An 18,125-nucleotide genomic window follows, 5' to 3' on the forward strand; every position below is an offset into this window, starting at 1 on the left:
CAAACAGCCTTAACCCTCATTGTATTTTCGTTATTGTTATCAATAACGGGTTAGAACAATTCGTCAGAACTGTCTGCTTCAAAAATACTTTCAGAACCACTTTCACTGACCGTTTCTGTTGGTTCGGTGCCTTTTTTAAAATATTCAAACATCGAGCTAGCATCATTGCGATTCGATAGCTTGCCGCTTTCACGGTCTATACGTACTGTCACAATATCTTCGGGTAATTGTTTAGTCTGCACTGGCACATCTTGTAATGCAGCCTTCATGAACTCAATCCATGCAGGTTGTGCTGTTTTAGCACCAGCTTCACCGCCAGATATTTGCTCTTTACCTAGGTTATTGTTCCATGATGCTTTACCTAGCTCACGGCTATGTTTATCAAAACCAACCCATGCGGTTGCAACAATATTAGGACCGAAACCTGAGTACCAAGCATCTTTCGAACCATTGGTTGTACCGGTTTTTCCGCCAATATCTCGGCGTTTAAGTACCTGAGCTCGCCACCCCGTACCATTCCAGCCAGTACCTGTCCGCCAGTTGCCTCCGCCCCAAATATTACTCGCCATCATTTCACGAACTAAGAAAGCATTCGATTCTGAAATAACTTGCGGGGCATATTTAACGGGCTGTTGATCAGATTCTTGGGCACTGCCTGCAGTCCCTAATTCTTGTTCGCTAATTACGATGTCGTTAATAACGGCACGGTTTGTCGCTATGGATTCACCAGTAGATTGCTTTTCATCCTGACATTCGTCGTTACAGACAATATTAGGGTTTGCTTGATAAATTAAATTACCGTAAGCATCTTCTACACGTTCAATGAAATACGGTTTAACAAAGTAACCACCGTTAGCAAAAACGGAAAAACCTTGCGCCATTTCAACTGGCGTAAGGCTACCTGCTCCTAAAGCAATAGCTTCAGCGCGAGGGATCTCATCACGTTTAAAGCCAAAACGTGTTAGGAAACCGATGGTTTGATCTAAACCGACACTGCGCAATACGCGCACCGCCATAACGTTTTTCGATTGCGCTAAACCAAGACGCAAGCGGGTAGGGCCATTGTATGTGGGTGGTGAATTTTTAGGACGCCACGCAGTTCCTTGGCTCTGATCCCAGCGATTGATTGGTGCATCATTAACCAGTGTTGCCAGCGTCATACCGTTATCAATTGCCGCAGAGTAGATAAAGGGTTTAATACTTGAACCAACTTGGCGTACAGACTGAGTTGCACGGTTAAATTTACTGTGTGCAAAGTTAAAGCCGCCCACCATTGCTAATACTGCACCGTTTTGCGGAGAGGCCGCCACGAATGCTGTATTGGCATCGGGAACTTGGCTCAGTACCCAATATGTGCTTTCTGTACCGTCTTCAGCTTGCTTGGTTTTAGGTTGAACCCAAACTTGTTGACCAGAGGCTAAAATATCGGATGCTTTCTTAGGTGCTGCTCCTTGGCGAGTATCTGTGACAAATTTACGCGCCCACTTCATACCATCCCATTCAAGAGTGATATTTTCACCGCCTTTAATGACGACGTTAGCTGTTTTCTTGTCGACATTGGTTACAACGGCTGGGGTTAGATCCCCGTAGCTTGGTTGTTTCTTTAGGTGCTCGACGATGTCGTTTTCCGCCATTGCCATTTGACCAGGTTGCCATAGTGTCGTGATTGCACCACGGTAGCCGTGGCGTTGATCGTAGTTTAGCAAGTTTGATATCGCCGCATGTTGCGCGGATTTTTGTAGCTTGCTATCGACCGTTGTATACACGCGCATGCCGGAGGTATATGCATTTTCTCCGTAGCGTTCAACAAGCCATGAACGAGCGCGTTCAGCAAAATAAGGCGCACTCAGCTCAATTTCAGCCCCGTGGTAGCGAGCAATAATTGGCTCTGAACGGGCTTGATTGAGTTCGGTTTGCGTTATGTACCCTTCTGCAAACATACGACCCAGCACCACATTCCGACGTGTGGTTGAACGATCCAATGAATAGATAGGGTTCATGGTTGAAGGTGCTTTTGGTAAGCCTGAAATAACCGCTATTTCACTTAAGGTTAATTGGCTAATCTCTTTGCCAAAATACACTTGCGCTGCTGCACCAACACCATAAGAGCGGTAACCCAAATAAATTTTATTGAGGTACAGCTCTAAAATTTCATCTTTCGTTAGCAGTTGCTCGATGTGAATCGCAATAAAGATCTCTTTCACTTTACGCATGATCTTCTTTTCATTCGTTAAGAAGAAGTTTCGCGCGAGCTGCTGAGTAATGGTACTCGCCCCTTGCTTGGCTGAGCCTGACGTCAGCACCACAAAAGCAGCACGGGTAATACCAATAGGGTCGATGCCAGGATGTTGATAAAACCGACTGTCTTCTGTCGCAATGAATGCATTGATCATTTGAGGTGGGATGTCTTTTAACGCTAATGGTATACGGCGTTTTTCACCAAATTGTGAAATCAATTCACCATCGGCACTAAAGACCTGCATAGGGGTTTGCAGTTCCACATTTCTGAGTGTTGTCACATCTGGGAGTTCTGGCTTTACATAGAGGTAAAAGCCAAAAATTGTACTGACTCCAAGAGTTATGCAAATTATTGCAAGTATAAGTAGTCGCTTTATGAACTTCACTTGAGATTTCCCGTTACGCCATCGTTCAACCGGCCATTATTCATTATCTTTCAACAAGTAGTTAAAAAAATAATTAAATAAAGTGAGCATCACCGGATGGTGTTTTTTTTGAAAGAAATTGCTTTTCCATTATCAGGGAGCATAGCACGGTATGTTTCGGAACCCATTAAGTATTGGGATAGATATTGGCAATCACAGCGTAAAAGCGGTTGCTTTGTCTCAAAAAAAAGAACGGTTGGAATTAGCCGCTTATGCTGAGGTTGTGTTGACGTCACCCGTCATAAACGAGCAGCATAGCGTAGATTCCACTGTGCTGTTGTCAGCAATACGTAAATTAAAAAAGAGTTTACCTTTTGGATCCAAAATAGTGACATTGGCGCTACCAGACAGTGCGGTAATTAGCAAAGTTATCCAGCTAGATACCAACCTTAAAGAGGATGAAGCGGTATTCGCAGTCTCTCAAGCCTTAGGGAGTTCTTCTCCTTTTCCTGTTGAAGAGTTGTGGGTAGATTTCTTCCCTTTGGAATCCAATACATTTCCTGACGCCAGCACGACCATGCCTTATCAGATTTTTGCTACTCGAAAAGAGACGGTAGATACCCGCATTGTCGCCATTAAAAAAGCGGGATTATCACCCAAGGTGATGGAGTTACAAACCCACGCTTTGTTATGGCTTGTTGAGCATAGTGCTGAGATGTCTGGCATCCATGAACAGTGGGGCGTCGTTGATGTTGGGGATTGTCTGACTGAATTTTGCATCAAGCCTCAAAATGCGGCAGCGTATCATCGAGAAATCGCGTTTGGATTACGTAAGTATTCTTCATCCCCGCACCGTAACACCTTAGTTAATGATCTTTATGACGATGAACCCGTTATGAAAGAGCCGCTTTCGAGTGATGAGATAGAGCGTTTTACTCAGCAATTAGCGGATCAACTGAAGCGACAGTTTCAGCTTTATAATTCCACCCACCCGCGATCATCTCTAAAGGGGATTTGGCTGTGTGGGGGCGGGCAACATGTTATTTCGAGTGAGCTTTTACAGCGTTTACTGAGTGTTGAGGTCGAGTTAATGAACCCTTTTGCCCATTTTATTCGACATAAAAAGTTAGAGGCTGTCTCTGATACTGCATTGAATAGCCAGTTTGCCGTGGCTGCCGGCTTGGCTATTCGAGGGGTGAATCAATGATCGCTAAACTGAATTTACTCCCATGGCGGGAAGAAAAGCGAATACAACACAAGCGACGTTTTATGAGTTTATTAGGGGTGGCTGTTTTTGTTGCTGCTGCTGGTCATTGGTTGACGGCTGAATTTATTGGGTATCAAAAAGAGCTGCAGCAAGTGCGTAATGATCAGCTGCAATTAGAAGTTGATACGTTAGATCGTCAGCTGTCCTTTCTACCAGAATTGGAACAGCAGCGGGAAGTATTAAATAGCCGGTTACGCATTATTGAAGACATTCAGTCTGAACGTAATCGTGTCACCCATCTCTTTAGCATGCTGCCCGCATTAGTACCTCAAGGGGTATATCTCGACAATATCTCGTTGAAAGAGGGAAACGTTTTGCTCAATGGTGTCGGAGACTCTAACGGGCGACTTGCTTCATTGTTGTCTAATGCAGAACGTTCGGAATGGTTAAAAGATGTTGCCATGCACTCTATTGAAGCCACAAAAGGGATCAATTCAGAAGACCTCACCAGCTTTAAAGCCTCTTTCACGATGAAAACACCAGCCATGGTGGCGTCTACGTATGATGTTGGGTATGAGCTAGTCAATAAAGCTGACGGGAATTCATGCAGCAACGATAACACGCTCACTGTGTGCAAGGAGGTACACAGTGAATGATTTGCAAGATTTAGACTTTGATGAAATAACCGAGTGGCCACTAGGGCCTCAATCTGTGGTGGCGCTTTTATTATCATTGGTTGTTGTTGCTGTGGGGTATTGGTATTGGCTTACTCCGTTGCAAGGTGAGTTAACCCAGTTAAAACAGCACGAAGTGGAATTGCGTTCACGTGTTATCAATCGCGCTTCGCAAGTCGCCGCTTTGCCGACTGTAAAGCAACAGATTGATGAATTAAATAAGCGGTACCAAACTGTGATTGTACAGTTACCCGTTGAGAAGGAGCTAGCCAGTTTACTATCAGGTATTAATGATATTGGTGTTAATAATGGATTGGAGTTTCAAGGTATTCAATGGGCGGGTCGTATCGAGAAAACGCAATATTATGAGCTACCCTTAAATATGCAATTGACTGGTAATTATGAGCAAATTGGTAAATTTGCAGCATCTATTGCACAACTCCCCCGTATTGTGACGCTAAAAGATGTTGACTTGAAAGTGACCGAACATGTTCAAAATAAAAACACTTTATCGTTGACAGTATCAGCCAGCACTTACCGTTTCAAAGCGACGCCAGAAAAGGCGAAGTTATGATGTTTCCTCGTTACTTGATGATAATGCTTTGCTTATTGCTTGTGGGGTGTCGAGCGAATGATGATTCTATTTCAATATTTATCTCTAATACGCATTCGGCGGCAAAAGCTAGAATTGAGCCGTTACCTGCCCAGTTTGAATTTATTGCGGATGAATTTGTGATGACGGATTCACGTGTTCCTTTTGTGCGCCCTTATCCTAAACAAATGGATACTGCTGAAACGAGTAACAAGTCGTGCTGGCAACCGAATTTACAACGAGAATTTATGGCATTAGAGAGCTACTCGCTCGATACGCTCACGATGAAAGGGGTGCTGGGTGACCGTAAGCAGCTATGGGCATTGATTTACACGCCGGAAGGTCAACTGATGAAAATTAAGGAAGGGCATTACCTCGGATTAAACCACGGCCAGGTCCAGCGTGTTGGCTCTCGAAGTATTGATATTGACGAAATTTTACCTGATGGAGCGGGGTGTTGGTTAAAACGAACAACCCATCTTGCTCTTAGTCAGCAGTGATCAAGGTAGAGGCACAAAGCTAATGAATCGGATTTTATTCATCCCCAATGTTTTAAAGCATTTATGTTTGCTTATCGTTTGTATATTGCCATTGGCTGTTCCTGCAACAGCCACGGTGCTTATTGATAATCAAGTGAAAACGATTGACTTTAAAAGGGATAAAAAAGGGCAGGGTGTGCTAAATGTCCAATTTGCAAAATCGCAATCTTTAGTTGATATACGCCAATCAGGTAAACAGCTATTTGTTGACATCTTAGATACATCGATCAGTGATGAAATGATTTATACCTTAGATGTTGCCGATTTTGCGACTGCGGTAAATTCAATCGAAACCTTCAAAATAGAGAAAGGAACACGGTTAATTCTTAAAATGAACAGTGCTTTTCGTTACGACTACACTCTGAAAGGTGCGCAGTTTAATGTGATGATTACGACTGAAAAGAAGACTGAGACCAAAAAAGAAGGAATAGCTTATAAAGGTAAACCGATCTCGATTAACTTCCAAGATGTGCCAGTGCGCAATGTTTTACAGCTAATCGCCGAATATAACGATTTTAATTTAGTCGTCTCTGATACGGTGCAAGGTAACGTGACATTGCGTCTTGATGATGTGCCATGGCCGCAAGTGTTGGATATTATCCTGCAAGCGAAAGGGCTGGATAAGCGTGTTAATAATTCAGTGGTCTTGGTGGCTCCTAAAGCTGAGCTGGCTCAAAATGAACAAAAAGCGTTAGAAGCGAAGCGTAAAGAAAATGAATTAGCGTCATTGCGTTCCGAGCTGATTCAAGTCAACTACGCGAAGGCGGTTGACCTCGCTGATTTACTAGAAGGCACTGAAGATGGTATTAGCATGCTATCTGAACGTGGTTCATTACACGTCGATGACCGAACGAATTCAATCATCATTAAAGATTTACCAAGCAGTATTGAGAGCATCAAAAATATTATTAGTGCTTTAGATATTCCGGTTAAACAAGTGCAGATTGAAGCACGCATCGTGACGATTAATGAAGGTGATGTGGATGAGTTAGGGGTGCGCTGGGGAGTCTCTAAGCACAATGGTAACTTTACGTTGGGTGGGTCAATTGAAAGCAATTTAGGGTCGGTTGGTTTACTAAAAGATGATGTCAGTGTGGATGACTTTTTGAATGTAAATTTAGCGGCACAAAAAGCGGGAGCATCATCAATTGCTTTCCAAGTTGCCAAGGTTGGTGATATTTTGCTCGATTTGGAGCTGTCGGCACTGCAATCTGAATCTAAAGCTGAAATTATTTCAAGCCCACGATTAGTGACCACAAACAAGCAGACGGCTTATATCGAACAAGGGACAGAAATTCCATATTTGGAGGCATCTTCGAGTGGTGCAGTATCGGTTGCTTTCAAAAAAGCGGTACTGAGTTTGATGGTGACGCCACAGATTACCCCTGACAATAAATTAGTGCTCGACTTGGTAGTAACTCAAGATGAACCCGGTAAAACAGTGGTTACGGGCATTGGTGAAGCGGTTTCAATCAACACTCAGCGCATCGGAACCCAAGTTTTGGTCGAAAATGGTGAAACAATCGTATTGGGTGGGATCTATCAACATCAGGTGAATAAAAGTGTCACGAAAGTACCATTATTGGGGGATTTACCGTATTTAGGGGCACTTTTCCGGCATTCTTTGGAAGAAATGGGTAAGCGTGAGCTATTGATTTTTATCACTCCTAAGATAGTTTTACAGTAATCTTTACGAATGATTCACTCTAGCTATTGCCAAGTGGCAGTCAGTCCTGAGATAATTTTCGGTCTTATCACGAATTATATGTGAGGAACTTGGCGCCTCGGGCTTATTTATTGATGGCCTGCGGGCGGTGTCGTTTTATTAACCGCGCGTAAAATTGCTAACAATGGCTGAAAAACGAAATATTTTCCTGGTCGGACCTATGGGTGCCGGCAAAAGTACTATTGGTAGACACCTTGCACAACAGTTGCACATGGAGTTTTTTGATTCTGATACCGTTATCGAAGATCGTACCGGAGCTGATATAAGCTGGGTATTCGATGTAGAAGGTGAAGAAGGCTTCCGTGTTCGCGAAGAAGGTGTTATTGACGATCTGACTCAAGAGCAAGGAATTGTTCTCGCGACAGGTGGTGGTTCTGTTATCAGTAAAGAGAACCGTAACCGCTTATCTGCTCGTGGTGTTGTTGTTTATCTTGAAACGACAATCGAGAAACAGTTAGCACGTACTCAACGAGATAAAAAGCGCCCGTTGCTTCAAACGGATGCTCCACGTGAAGTACTTGAAGCTCTTGCTGCAGAACGCAATCCAATGTATGAAGAAGTGTCCGACTATGTTGTTCGCACTGATGATCAGAGCGCCAAAGTAGTTGCCAACCAAATCATCAATATGCTTGAAGAGCGTTAATTACTAAACAAGAGAAGCTGACCATGGAACGGATCAACGTCAACCTAGGTGACAGAAGCTACCCTATCTCTATCGGCGCCGAGTTGTTTAACACCCCGGCGTTGTTTGCGTCTGCAATAAGTGCAGGACGACGTGTTGTTGTGGTCAGCAATGAAACTGTTGCACCACTTTACGCAGCGCAAGTGATGGCTACTATTCGTGCTTTAGAGTGCGAAGTATCATTATTAGAATTACCGGATGGCGAGCAATATAAAACCTTAGAAACATTTAATCAGATCATGACATTCTTACTGCAAGGTAATTATGGTCGCGATGTGGTGATGGTGGCACTAGGGGGTGGCGTCATTGGTGATGTTGTCGGTTTTGCTGCTGCAAGTTACCAACGTGGTGTTGATTTTGTTCAAGTACCAACGACATTGTTGTCTCAGGTCGATTCATCAGTAGGTGGTAAAACTGCTGTGAATCATCCTTTGGGCAAGAATATGATTGGTGCGTTTTATCAACCGAAAGCGGTAGTTATTGATAATCAGTGTTTGAAAACATTACCAGCCCGTGAGTTTGCTTCGGGTATGGCTGAAGTGATCAAATATGGCATTATCGCTGACTATGAGTTTTTCGTTTGGTTAGAACAGAATATTGAAAAGCTACAAGCTTTAGACAATGAAGCCTTGTGTTATGCAATTGGTCGTTGTTGTCAGATTAAAGCTGATGTTGTTGCTTCTGATGAAAAAGAGTCTGGTGTTCGTGCCTTGCTCAATTTAGGTCATACATTCGGTCATGCAATTGAAGCTGAAATGGGCTACGGAAACTGGCTACACGGTGAAGCTGTTGCAGTGGGTACTGTGTTTGCGGCAAAAACTGCTCATGAGCAGGGTTTGTTATCAGAAGAGGATGTGAACCGTATTACCCGTTTGCATGAACGAGCACAGTTGCCAATAAGTAAACCGACGTCGATGGATTATGATAGCTTTATCAAGCATATGATGCGTGATAAAAAAGTTTTATCAGGTCAATTGCGCCTCGTTTTACCCACATCTATTGGTACTGCTGAAGTTGTATCAGATGTACCACACGACGTTTTACGCCGTGTGATTAATGCATAAAGTTGTCGGCGGTCATGACCAACGGCAGTAATGCTCGAGAGTTGGATCTGGATAGTCAGATCCAATTGCTTTCGCGCATTCAATTTTTAACCCGCTTTAATTCCAATCTTATTCAAATTACTGGCACAGAAGGTGCGGGTAAAACGTGGCTTGCTCAGCACTATATTGAACACTATTCTCAAAACTGTAATCAAGCCTTGTTATTGTGCCATCCTGCTCAAACGGATAGCCAACATCGCTCGATCGTGCTTAAACAGTTAGTTAATCAGCCGCTATTCAATGATCAAGATCCATTAATCCAAAGCCTTGAGCGGATGCTTGAAGGCCATCGATGTAATGTCTTATTGATCATTGATGATGCGCACCTATTAAGCCCAGTATTGATTGCTGAACTTTGGGCTGTGATCACTCGTGCCCAAAGTGAGCCATTATGGCAAATTAATGTATTACTCTTTAGCCAAACAGGACGGCTAAATAAATACTTAGATCAGGTCTCTCATGGGCAGGGGCAAATGCCACTTGAACTCGAAATCTCTGATTTAACGGAACAAGAAGTGCAAACCTTCATCGAAGTAGTGCTGTCTAGCGATGCGTTAGATGCAAATGGAAGACGTGAGTTAAAGGAAAAAGCCGCCTTGGCTGAACCCAAACCTCGCGCGTTGATGCAACTAAATAATACGGATAACAACATGGCTAATTCTTCATCACGGACTCTCTCTCCGCTGGCATTACTTGTAGTCGTGTTAGCTATATTAACTGCCGGTGTAGTCTTTTGGTTTTTCCCTGCGAATGATGAACCAGCACCAAGTGCAAATAACCCGATCGTTACCGATACTGCAACAGAAAACCTGAAGACGGGGCATTATGATGACGGTGATACCGCTCAATCAGCAACAACAGCTGCACAGCAGGCTAAAAAAGTCGCGTTGAGTTCGTCAGATAGGGCGATAGATGACGCCCGTGTGTTACCGCAAGAGATATCGAGTGAAGGGCTAACGGTTGGGCGCAATGACGATAGTCAGCGTGTTGTCGTGCCTTCGCAAGTGGTTGATGCGATGTTAAGTGAGCAAGCGTTAGAAACAACACAAAGCAATACTGATGTAAATACTACTGATGTGAATACTAATGATGTAGCAACGGCATCGAATGATTCTGTTAGTCCTCAACATCAAACGGCAGCACCTAAATTGTCCACTCAGCAAGAAACATCAGCACCTGTGGTTAATGTATTGGGCGAAGAGCTCAAAGGTGTGAATTCTCGTCATTACGCTTTACAACTTGCAGCATTACAATCTCTTAGCACCGCACAGAAATTCATTGCGGAACATAAGATTCAAAATATAGCGACCTTGTATGAAACCCGTCGAAAGGGCGAAGCATGGTTTATCGTTATTACGGGTAATTATAAAGACATAGTAGCGGCAAGGCGTGCAGAATTGTTATTGCCAGATAGTGTTCAAGCGGTACAGCCTTGGGTTAAATCGTACGCACAAATTCATCGTGAAATAGATCAAGCTAAATAATCGTAATATCCTTGCTGTTTGAGCGTAGTTATTTCCGGTAATAGGTACAGACAAGGTAATAAATGAGGTACAATCCGCAACCTTTCGTGGTGGTATAGGTAGTAGGTTAGCTGAATGAAGAAGCATCGTGCATTTCTGAAATGGGCTGGGGGTAAGTACTCTCTAGTCGAGGAAATTCAACGCCACCTGCCACCTGCGCGTAAATTAGTTGAGCCTTTTGTTGGGGCGGGGTCGGTATTTTTGAATACTGATTTTGAACAGTATTTATTGGCAGATATCAATCCAGATCTGATCAACCTTTATAACATTCTTAAAGATGACCCAGAAAAGTACGTTGAAGATGTACGAAAGCTTTTTACGCCGGAATTTAATCAAAAAGAAGAATATTTAAAAATTCGCGAAGAATTTAATAAAACCCAAGACCCTTATGTGCGTTCGTTGTATTTCTTATACATGAATCGTCATGGTTTTAATGGCCTATGCCGTTATAACAAAAAAGGGGGCTTTAACGTTCCGTTCGGCTCTTATAAGAAGCCTTATTTCCCAGAAAAAGAAATGTACTTTTTTGCCGAGAAAGCAAAGCGAGCGACATTTGTTTGTGAAGGGTATCAGCAGACGTTTTCTCGCGCCCGTAAAGGTTGTGTTGTCTACTGCGATCCACCTTATGCCCCTTTATCCTCTACAGCTAATTTTACCTCTTATACCGGTAATGGCTTCAGTCTTGATGATCAGGCCGACTTAGCCGATGTGGCAGAAAAAGCCGCCACGGAACGTGAAATTCCAGTGCTTATTTCTAATCACGATACCAAGTTAACGCGTCGTTTATATCATGGTGCAGATTTGTCAGTCGTGAAAGTAAGACGAACCATCAGCCGTAATGGCAGTGGACGCAATAAAGTCGATGAGTTATTGGCCTTATTTAAGTCACAAGAAAAATCACCTAACTGCTGATTTATTGGCTAGTGTTTTGCGGTAACCAATATCGTTATCGTAATCAGCAATGCGACAAAAAGCCCAATAGCAATAATACCGCCAATAATAAATGGTCGAGGACTTTGTTGATTAAAGTCTTGTTGGCGGTTCCTTTCTGATTGCACCCCAAATAAAGCAGCGATAACACTGATTGCTACGTGGGTTTTCTGTTTCTTTGGTGGTGTTTTTTTCTCTGAATCCATTCAACTTTTCCTCTTAATGCACTCGCTCTCATTTTATTCTTTTAAGCATAGTCACAAAACCTAACTAGATCGGTTAAGACATCGTTAACAGGATCGGGTAGAATTGCGCCGATTTTACGACCGTATCGTATGTAACGTATAGAGGCTGAACATGAAGGACTTTTTGATCGCTCCATCTATCTTATCTGCAGATTTCGCTCGTCTTGGTGAAGACGTTGAGAGAGTATTAGCTGCCGGTGCCGATGTGGTGCACTTTGATGTGATGGATAATCACTATGTACCCAATCTGACGTTTGGTGCGCCAATATGTAAAGCATTACGTGACTACGGCATTACCGCGCCGATTGATGTTCACCTAATGGTAAAGCCAGTTGATCGTATCATTCCTGACTTTGCTAAAGCGGGTGCAACAATGATTACTTTCCATGCTGAAGCAACAGAGCATTTGGATCGTACTTTGCAGTTAATTAAGGAGTGTGGCTGTCAGGCGGGTGTCGTATTTAACCCTGCAACTCCACTTCATCACCTTGATTATGTAATGGACAAGATCGATATGATCTTACTGATGTCAGTTAACCCTGGTTTCGGTGGTCAATCATTTATTCCAAATACATTGGATAAGCTACGTGAAGTACGTCAACGTATCGATGCATCAGGTTACGACATCCGTTTAGAAATTGATGGTGGTGTGAAGGCTGATAATATTCGTGAAATCGCTGAAGCGGGCGCAGATATGTTTGTTGCTGGTTCTGCAATCTTCAACCAGCCTGATTATAAAGTGGCGATCGATGAAATGCGTGCAGAGCTAGCCAAGGTTGAGCGTTAAGCATGAAGCAATTTGAAGGCATTAAATTTATTGCTTTTGACCTTGATGGAACGCTGCTTGATAGCGTTCCTGATTTGGCTGAAGCTGCTGATAAAGCGATGCAGGCATTAGGTCGTGATAGAGTAACCGTTGAGCAAGTAACAACGTGGATCGGTAATGGGGCTGATATTCTGATTGGTCGTGCGCTTAGCCAAAGCCTCGAGCTTGACCCAGAGCTTGATCCTGTACTTCATCAAGAAGCTCGAGCATTATTTGATCGCTTTTATGATGAAGGTGGCCATAAGCAAAGCCATTTGTATACTGGTGTAAAAGAGACACTGGCAGTTTTTCACCAAGCTAATATTCCAATGGCAATTGTGACCAATAAACCCGCTCAGTTTGTGCCACATTTACTTGATCAGCATGGTATTAGTGAGTATTTTGTTGATGTGATTGGTGGCGATACCTTCCCATTAAAAAAGCCGGATCCATTTGCACTGCATTGGTTAATGGAAAAACATCAGTTAGCCGCTTGCGAAATGCTGATGATTGGTGATTCACGTAATGATATTCTGGCAGCACAGGCAGCAACATGTCGTGTTGTTGGTCTGACTTACGGTTACAATTACGGTCAACCTATCAGTGCTAGTAACCCAGACGTTGTGTTAGATCAGTTCAGTCAATTAATCGATGTGGTTAAACTAGCTTGCTAGTACTACTGGTTTGTTCCGGTTAAACTAGGCATCAAGTAAACATATTGAATTCTGTCAGCGGCTTGAATGTCGCTGAATATTTTAGGTAACAAAGGATCCCCCATAATGAGTAAACCCATTGTTTTAAGTGGCGTGCAGCCTTCCGGTGAATTGAGTATTGGTAACTACATGGGTGCGCTGCGTCAGTGGGAACAAATGCAAGATGATTTCGATTGCCAGTACTGTGTGGTCGATCTTCATGCAATTACCGTTCGCCAAGATCCAAAAGCACTGCATGAAGCAACGTTAGATGCTTTGGCTATCTGTTTGGCCGTTGGTGTTGATCCAAAGAAGAGTTCGTTATTTATTCAGTCTCATGTACCAGAGCATGCTCAGCTAGGTTGGATTCTAAACTGCTACACCCAAATGGGTGAGCTAAACCGTATGACGCAGTTTAAAGATAAATCAGCACGCCACGCGAATGATGTGAATGTTGGCTTATATGGTTACCCAGTATTAATGGCGGCCGATATTCTGCTTTACGGTGCGCATAAAGTACCAGTAGGCAGTGATCAGAAGCAGCATCTTGAGCTAGCACGTGACATAGCCAACCGTTTTAACAATTTATACGGTAGCGAAGACCAGCCGATTTTTGAAGTGCCTGAACCGTATATTCCAGCGATGAATGCACGTGTAATGAGCCTACAAGATGCAACAAAGAAGATGTCTAAATCAGACGATAACCGTAAAAACGTTATTACTCTTCTTGAAGAGCCTAAATCGATTCTGAAAAAGATCAATAAAGCACAGACAGACGCACAAAATCCGCCAAGTATTATTCATGATGTAGAAAATAAAGCCGGTATTGCTAACCTTATGGGTCTGTACTCAGGCGCAACAGGTAAAACATTTGCTGACATCGAAGCACAATATGCCGGTGTTGAAATGTATGGTCCTTTCAAGAAAGACGTTGGTGAAGCCATCGTTGCAATGCTTGAGCCCGTACAAGCAGAATACAAGCGTATTCGAGCAGACCGTGCCTACATGGATGCCGTTATGAAAGCGGGTGCTGAAAAAGCCTCTGCTCGTGCTGCAGTAACATTAAAGAAAGCTTACGAAGCCGTGGGTTTTGTTGCTCGTCCATAATTGACCCGCATGTATGCCTAAATAAGCCATGAAGTGATTCATGGCTTTTTTTATACCTTTATTTCTAGCGGTTTATAACGGCGATTCGTGTCGTATTCAGTAAAGCACTTTTCATGATTTAACCTAAAAAGGCAAACTCAAGCTATCTTGGGCTTGCCTTTCTTATTTCCTATAGCAAAATAGAGCGCCGAACCATACTGGGTACTTGCTATGCTGCTAATCATCGACAACTATGACTCTTTTACTTATAACCTGTACCAATACTTCTGTGAGCTAGGTGCAGAGGTTACAGTTATACGTAATGATGAAATTGATATTGCTGGCATTGCGGCATTAAACCCCTCTCATCTGGTTATCTCTCCGGGCCCTTGCACGCCAGATGACGCGGGTATTTCGTTACAAGCGATAGAATACTTTGCTGGTAAATTACCCATTCTTGGTGTCTGTTTAGGCCATCAATCGATAGCACAGGTATTCGGTGCACAAGTGGTGCGCGCTCGTCAGGTAATGCATGGCAAAACATCGCCTATCATGCATACTGATGCCAGTGTTTTCCGTACCCTTAATAACCCCTTAACGGTGACGCGTTACCATTCCTTGGTAGTAAAAGCTGATACTTTACCAGAGTGTTTTGAAGTGACGGCATGGACAGAGCGCGACGGTGAGTTTGATGAAATTATGGGGATTAGCCATAAAACATTACCGATTGAAGGGGTGCAATTTCATCCTGAAAGCATTCTGACAGAGCAAGGTCACCAGCTATTAGCCAACTTTTTAGCCCGTCGCTAAAGGTGTTTTTGTCCTACAAAATAAAATAAAAAGTGTCATTCTGGATTTTTAACGCTTTTCATCTTCCTCATAATCGCGATCTTCATCACTTTATTTAACATTTCATTATCTTTTTCTGCTGGGTATCTCGAGCAATTTTATTCACTAACATATTTCACTGCTGATGTTATTTCCTATATGGAAAAACAGCTTTATCTGATCTCGGGTTAATAAGTTTTCCTATAACCCGCATAAATATGTACATTATTCCCATTTAATCATTTTCAGCTTCAGATAAAAAAAATATTCTGCTATTGGAATTGGTTAATAAAATGTAAATACTATGCTTATGGCGACATGCACAGAAGGATAATGTGATGACAATGGAACATAAAGTAGAACGTAAATTATTCGATGAGGTAATGGTACCTTGTTATTCCCCTATGCAGATTATTCCAGTGAAGGGACAAGGTGCTCGAATTTGGGATCAAGACGATCGCGAATATATCGACTTTGCCGGTGGTATTGCCGTGAGTTGTTTAGGGCATTGTCATCCAGTGATGGTTAATGCACTTAAGTCGCAAGCTGAAAAGTTATGGCACTTAAGTAATGTGATGACTAACGAACCAGCATTACGTCTTGCTAAGAAGTTAACCGAGCACAGCTTTGCTGAAAAAGTATTTTTTGCAAACTCAGGTGCAGAAGCTAACGAAGCGGCATTGAAGTTAGCGCGTCGTTATGCGGTTGATAAATTTGGTCCTGAAAAATCAGAAATTATCGCGTTCAATCAAGGTTTCCATGGTCGTACATTCTTTACGGTAACCGTTGGCGGTCAAGCAGCTTACTCCGATGGTTTTGGTCCTAAACCGCAAGCTATTTCCCATATTCCATATAACGACCTTTCGGCTCTGGCTGAGATCATGTCAGATCGCACGTGTGCAATTATGATGGAACCGCTTCAAGGGGAAGGTGGAATTATCTCGCCAACCTCTGAGTTTGTGCAAGGTGTTCGTGAACTGTGTGATAAGCACAACGCGCTATTAATCTTTGATGAAGTACAAACGGGTAATGGGCGTACTGGTAATTTCTATGCTTACCAAGGTCTGGGTGTAACACCTGATATCTTAAGCACTGCAAAATCATTAGGTGGCGGTTTCCCAATTGGTGCAATGCTGACAACGACAGCATTGGCTGAACATATGAAAGTCGGCACCCACGGTTCAACGTATGGCGGTAACCCATTGGCGTGTGCTGTTGCTGAAGCGGTTGTTGATGAAGTCTCTAAACCAGAAGTACTCGCAGGCGTTAAAGAGCGTGAGCAGTGGTTCCGTGATGCGCTTGAGCAAATCAATGCTAAGTACCCAATCTTTGCCGAAGTGCGTGGTAAAGGCTTATTACTCGGTGCTGCGCTAAATGAAGAATGGCAGGGGCGTGCGCGTGATGTATTGCTTGCTGCTGTTGAAGAAGGGCTAATGGTATTGGTTGCAGGCACTAACGTTGTTCGCTTCACGCCATCACTGGTGATTGATAAAGCTGACGTTGATGAAGGCATGGCGCGTTTAGAACGGGCTATTGCTAAGCTTTATAATAAATAAGTCGTATCAAAATATATATCAGCAGTTAGCGTATTCATTTAACTGCTTCATACAGTGGCTAGCAGGAGCTTGGCCACTGTTGCTTACTCAATACTGCAGATAGCGACATGCTGTGTGCCCCTGTTTTTTTCTTGTTTATCTTACAAGCGAGAGAAGGGAAGTGAGTAGGTTTACCCATTCAATTTATAGATAGCGACCCTGTCGCTACCTGCATCAGGAGGGAGTTCGATGCTGGTTATTCGTCCTATTACCGAAGCCGATTACCCGGCGCTTATGCGCTGTGCGGAAGAATCTGGCCATGGTTTCACGTCATTACCTGTTAACGAAGAAATGCTGCGTAACAGGATTGCACACTCAGTTGAAAGCTTCGGCAAAGAAGTAACCGAACCGGGAACGGAAGGCTACTTGATGGTTGCGGAAGATACGGAAACGGGTGAGGTTGCAGGAACAACGGCAATAGAGGCTGCAATTGGTCTTGATAATCCTTTCTATACCTATCACCTCAGCACGGTTGTTCATGCCTCGCGTCGTTTAGGCGTGCATAACGTTGTAAAAGTGCTGACGTTTGGTAATAACTATACGGGTAACAGTGAGTTGTGCACCTTGTTTCTTCGCCCTGAGTGGCGTCAAGGTTTGAATGGTCGTTTGCTGTCTAAATGTCGCTTCTTGATGATGGCAGAGCATCGCCATCGCTTCTCTGAAACCGTCTTAGCAGAAATGCGTGGCGTATCCGATGACGAGGGGAATTCCCCGTTCTGGCATTGGCTAAAAGAGCATTTTTTCTCTATTGATTTTACGCATGCTGATTACTTAACGGGAATTGGTGCAAAAGGCTTCATTGCTGATTTAATGCCAAAGCTACCGATTTACGTCAGCTTACTGAGTCCTGAAGCACAAGCAGTGATTGGACAGGTACATGAAAAAACCCGCCCAGCATTACGTTTATTAGAAAAAGAAGGCTTCTGTTGCCGCGGTTATGTCGACATTTTTGATGCCGGTCCAACGGTTGAATGTGACGTACGTAATATTGAATCGGTACGCCACTCGATCACGTGTACCGTTGAGGTAGGTGAACATCACAGTGGAAAAAATTTCATCATCAGCAATGGCTCATTTGATGGCTTCCGAGCTGTGGTGGGCAAAGTGAATGTTGATGAAGAGAACAATATCGCGCAGATTACCACTGAAATGGCAGCGGCTCTGCAAGTGAAAAATGGCGATCATGTTCGTTTAATCGAACAGTAAGCCGAGCGGTAACAGCGACTACAGTATTCAGTTATTTAAAGAAAGAATACTTGTTCAGATGAGTATAACGGGCAGATACAGGAGAACAT

General features: G+C 43.3%; 17 protein-coding genes. 15 read left to right on the forward strand and 2 right to left on the reverse strand.

Annotated elements, in window-relative coordinates:
- Positions 1-50: 50 nt before the first annotated feature.
- The gene (locus C9J12_RS07165) at positions 51-2,624 is read right to left on the reverse strand and encodes a penicillin-binding protein 1A (RefSeq protein ID WP_107242089.1); all 2,574 of its coding nucleotides are present in this window, start codon (positions 2,622-2,624) and stop codon (positions 51-53) included.
- Positions 2,625-2,775: 151 nt separating this feature from the next.
- Here C9J12_RS07165 and pilM point away from each other — a divergent pair, with 151 nt between their 5' ends.
- The 9 genes from pilM (at position 2,776) to dam (ending at position 11,561) form a co-directional block, all read left to right on the forward strand.
- Entirely contained in the window at positions 2,776-3,810 is a 1,035-nt protein-coding gene (gene pilM, locus C9J12_RS07170) for a type IV pilus biogenesis protein PilM (protein WP_107242090.1), read from the forward strand.
- Positions 3,807-4,466: a PilN domain-containing protein gene (locus C9J12_RS07175; RefSeq protein ID WP_107242091.1), complete on the forward strand. Its 660-nt coding sequence runs from the start codon at positions 3,807-3,809 to the stop codon at positions 4,464-4,466. Before pilM ends, C9J12_RS07175 begins: the two co-directional genes overlap by 4 nt.
- Complete coding sequence (locus C9J12_RS07180) at positions 4,459-5,058, forward strand: type IV pilus inner membrane component PilO (RefSeq protein ID WP_107242092.1); 600 nt, start codon at positions 4,459-4,461, stop codon at positions 5,056-5,058. Before C9J12_RS07175 ends, C9J12_RS07180 begins: the two co-directional genes overlap by 8 nt.
- On the forward strand, positions 5,055-5,576 hold the full coding sequence (locus C9J12_RS07185) for a pilus assembly protein PilP (protein ID WP_107242093.1): 522 nt from the start codon (positions 5,055-5,057) through the stop codon (positions 5,574-5,576). The genes C9J12_RS07180 and C9J12_RS07185 overlap by 4 nt, the downstream gene beginning before the upstream one ends.
- Before the next feature lie 22 nt (positions 5,577-5,598).
- Positions 5,599-7,302, forward strand: a complete 1,704-nt coding sequence (locus C9J12_RS07190) for a type IV pilus secretin PilQ (RefSeq protein ID WP_107242094.1) — start codon at positions 5,599-5,601, stop codon at positions 7,300-7,302.
- Positions 7,303-7,465: 163 nt separating this feature from the next.
- Positions 7,466-7,984: a shikimate kinase AroK gene (aroK, locus tag C9J12_RS07195; RefSeq protein ID WP_006233850.1), complete on the forward strand. Its 519-nt coding sequence runs from the start codon at positions 7,466-7,468 to the stop codon at positions 7,982-7,984.
- A gap of 23 nt (positions 7,985-8,007) precedes the next feature.
- Positions 8,008-9,087: a 3-dehydroquinate synthase gene (gene aroB / locus C9J12_RS07200; RefSeq protein WP_107242095.1), complete on the forward strand. Its 1,080-nt coding sequence runs from the start codon at positions 8,008-8,010 to the stop codon at positions 9,085-9,087.
- A 14-nt stretch (positions 9,088-9,101) separates the two neighbouring features.
- Positions 9,102-10,610 carry an SPOR domain-containing protein gene (locus C9J12_RS07205; protein WP_107242096.1) on the forward strand — a complete coding sequence of 503 codons (1,509 nt, stop codon included), beginning with the start codon at positions 9,102-9,104 and terminating at the stop codon, positions 10,608-10,610.
- 114 nt (positions 10,611-10,724) lie between these two features.
- A complete protein-coding gene (gene dam, locus C9J12_RS07210) occupies positions 10,725-11,561 on the forward strand; it encodes an adenine-specific DNA-methyltransferase (RefSeq protein WP_107242097.1) in 837 nt (278 codons plus the stop codon).
- Between the two features lie 8 nt (positions 11,562-11,569).
- Here the strand turns inward: dam and C9J12_RS07215 are convergent, their stop codons facing one another.
- Entirely contained in the window at positions 11,570-11,785 is a 216-nt protein-coding gene (locus C9J12_RS07215; protein WP_107242098.1) for a DUF2970 domain-containing protein, read from the reverse strand.
- A 151-nt stretch (positions 11,786-11,936) separates the two neighbouring features.
- Here C9J12_RS07215 and rpe point away from each other — a divergent pair, with 151 nt between their 5' ends.
- From rpe to astA, 6 genes are all read left to right on the forward strand, one after another.
- On the forward strand, positions 11,937-12,611 hold the full coding sequence (gene rpe, locus C9J12_RS07220) for a ribulose-phosphate 3-epimerase (RefSeq protein WP_107242099.1): 675 nt from the start codon (positions 11,937-11,939) through the stop codon (positions 12,609-12,611).
- 2 nt (positions 12,612-12,613) lie between these two features.
- Positions 12,614-13,303 (forward strand): phosphoglycolate phosphatase, encoded by a 690-nt coding sequence (locus C9J12_RS07225; RefSeq protein ID WP_107242100.1) that lies wholly within the window; start codon positions 12,614-12,616, stop codon positions 13,301-13,303.
- A 105-nt stretch (positions 13,304-13,408) separates the two neighbouring features.
- The gene (gene trpS / locus C9J12_RS07230; RefSeq protein WP_107242101.1) at positions 13,409-14,428 is read left to right on the forward strand and encodes a tryptophan--tRNA ligase; all 1,020 of its coding nucleotides are present in this window, start codon (positions 13,409-13,411) and stop codon (positions 14,426-14,428) included.
- A gap of 210 nt (positions 14,429-14,638) precedes the next feature.
- On the forward strand, positions 14,639-15,217 hold the full coding sequence (locus C9J12_RS07235) for an aminodeoxychorismate/anthranilate synthase component II (protein WP_107242102.1): 579 nt from the start codon (positions 14,639-14,641) through the stop codon (positions 15,215-15,217).
- A gap of 356 nt (positions 15,218-15,573) precedes the next feature.
- Positions 15,574-16,791 (forward strand): aspartate aminotransferase family protein, encoded by a 1,218-nt coding sequence (locus C9J12_RS07240; RefSeq protein WP_107242103.1) that lies wholly within the window; start codon positions 15,574-15,576, stop codon positions 16,789-16,791.
- A gap of 228 nt (positions 16,792-17,019) precedes the next feature.
- On the forward strand, positions 17,020-18,036 hold the full coding sequence (gene astA / locus C9J12_RS07245; RefSeq protein WP_107242104.1) for an arginine N-succinyltransferase: 1,017 nt from the start codon (positions 17,020-17,022) through the stop codon (positions 18,034-18,036).
- Positions 18,037-18,125 lie beyond the last annotated feature (89 nt).

The organism is Photobacterium frigidiphilum (assembly GCF_003025615.1).
GTDB classification, from domain to species: Bacteria; Pseudomonadota; Gammaproteobacteria; order Enterobacterales; family Vibrionaceae; genus Photobacterium; species Photobacterium frigidiphilum.

Coding starts and splice junctions, on each gene's coding strand:
- C9J12_RS07205 (WP_107242096.1), top strand. CDS start 9,102: ATGACCAACGGCAGTAATGCTCGAGAGTTGGATCTGGATAGTCAGATC.
- aroB (WP_107242095.1), top strand. CDS start 8,008: ATGGAACGGATCAACGTCAACCTAGGTGACAGAAGCTACCCTATCTCT.
- rpe (WP_107242099.1), top strand. CDS start 11,937: ATGAAGGACTTTTTGATCGCTCCATCTATCTTATCTGCAGATTTCGCT.
- C9J12_RS07225 (WP_107242100.1), top strand. CDS start 12,614: ATGAAGCAATTTGAAGGCATTAAATTTATTGCTTTTGACCTTGATGGA.
- C9J12_RS07175 (WP_107242091.1), top strand. CDS start 3,807: ATGATCGCTAAACTGAATTTACTCCCATGGCGGGAAGAAAAGCGAATA.
- C9J12_RS07235 (WP_107242102.1), top strand. CDS start 14,639: ATGCTGCTAATCATCGACAACTATGACTCTTTTACTTATAACCTGTAC.
- pilM (WP_107242090.1), top strand. CDS start 2,776: ATGTTTCGGAACCCATTAAGTATTGGGATAGATATTGGCAATCACAGC.
- C9J12_RS07190 (WP_107242094.1), top strand. CDS start 5,599: ATGAATCGGATTTTATTCATCCCCAATGTTTTAAAGCATTTATGTTTG.
- C9J12_RS07240 (WP_107242103.1), top strand. CDS start 15,574: ATGACAATGGAACATAAAGTAGAACGTAAATTATTCGATGAGGTAATG.
- trpS (WP_107242101.1), top strand. CDS start 13,409: ATGAGTAAACCCATTGTTTTAAGTGGCGTGCAGCCTTCCGGTGAATTG.
- dam (WP_107242097.1), top strand. CDS start 10,725: ATGAAGAAGCATCGTGCATTTCTGAAATGGGCTGGGGGTAAGTACTCT.
- astA (WP_107242104.1), top strand. CDS start 17,020: ATGCTGGTTATTCGTCCTATTACCGAAGCCGATTACCCGGCGCTTATG.
- C9J12_RS07185 (WP_107242093.1), top strand. CDS start 5,055: ATGATGTTTCCTCGTTACTTGATGATAATGCTTTGCTTATTGCTTGTG.
- aroK (WP_006233850.1), top strand. CDS start 7,466: ATGGCTGAAAAACGAAATATTTTCCTGGTCGGACCTATGGGTGCCGGC.
- C9J12_RS07215 (WP_107242098.1), bottom strand. CDS start 11,785: ATGGATTCAGAGAAAAAAACACCACCAAAGAAACAGAAAACCCACGTA.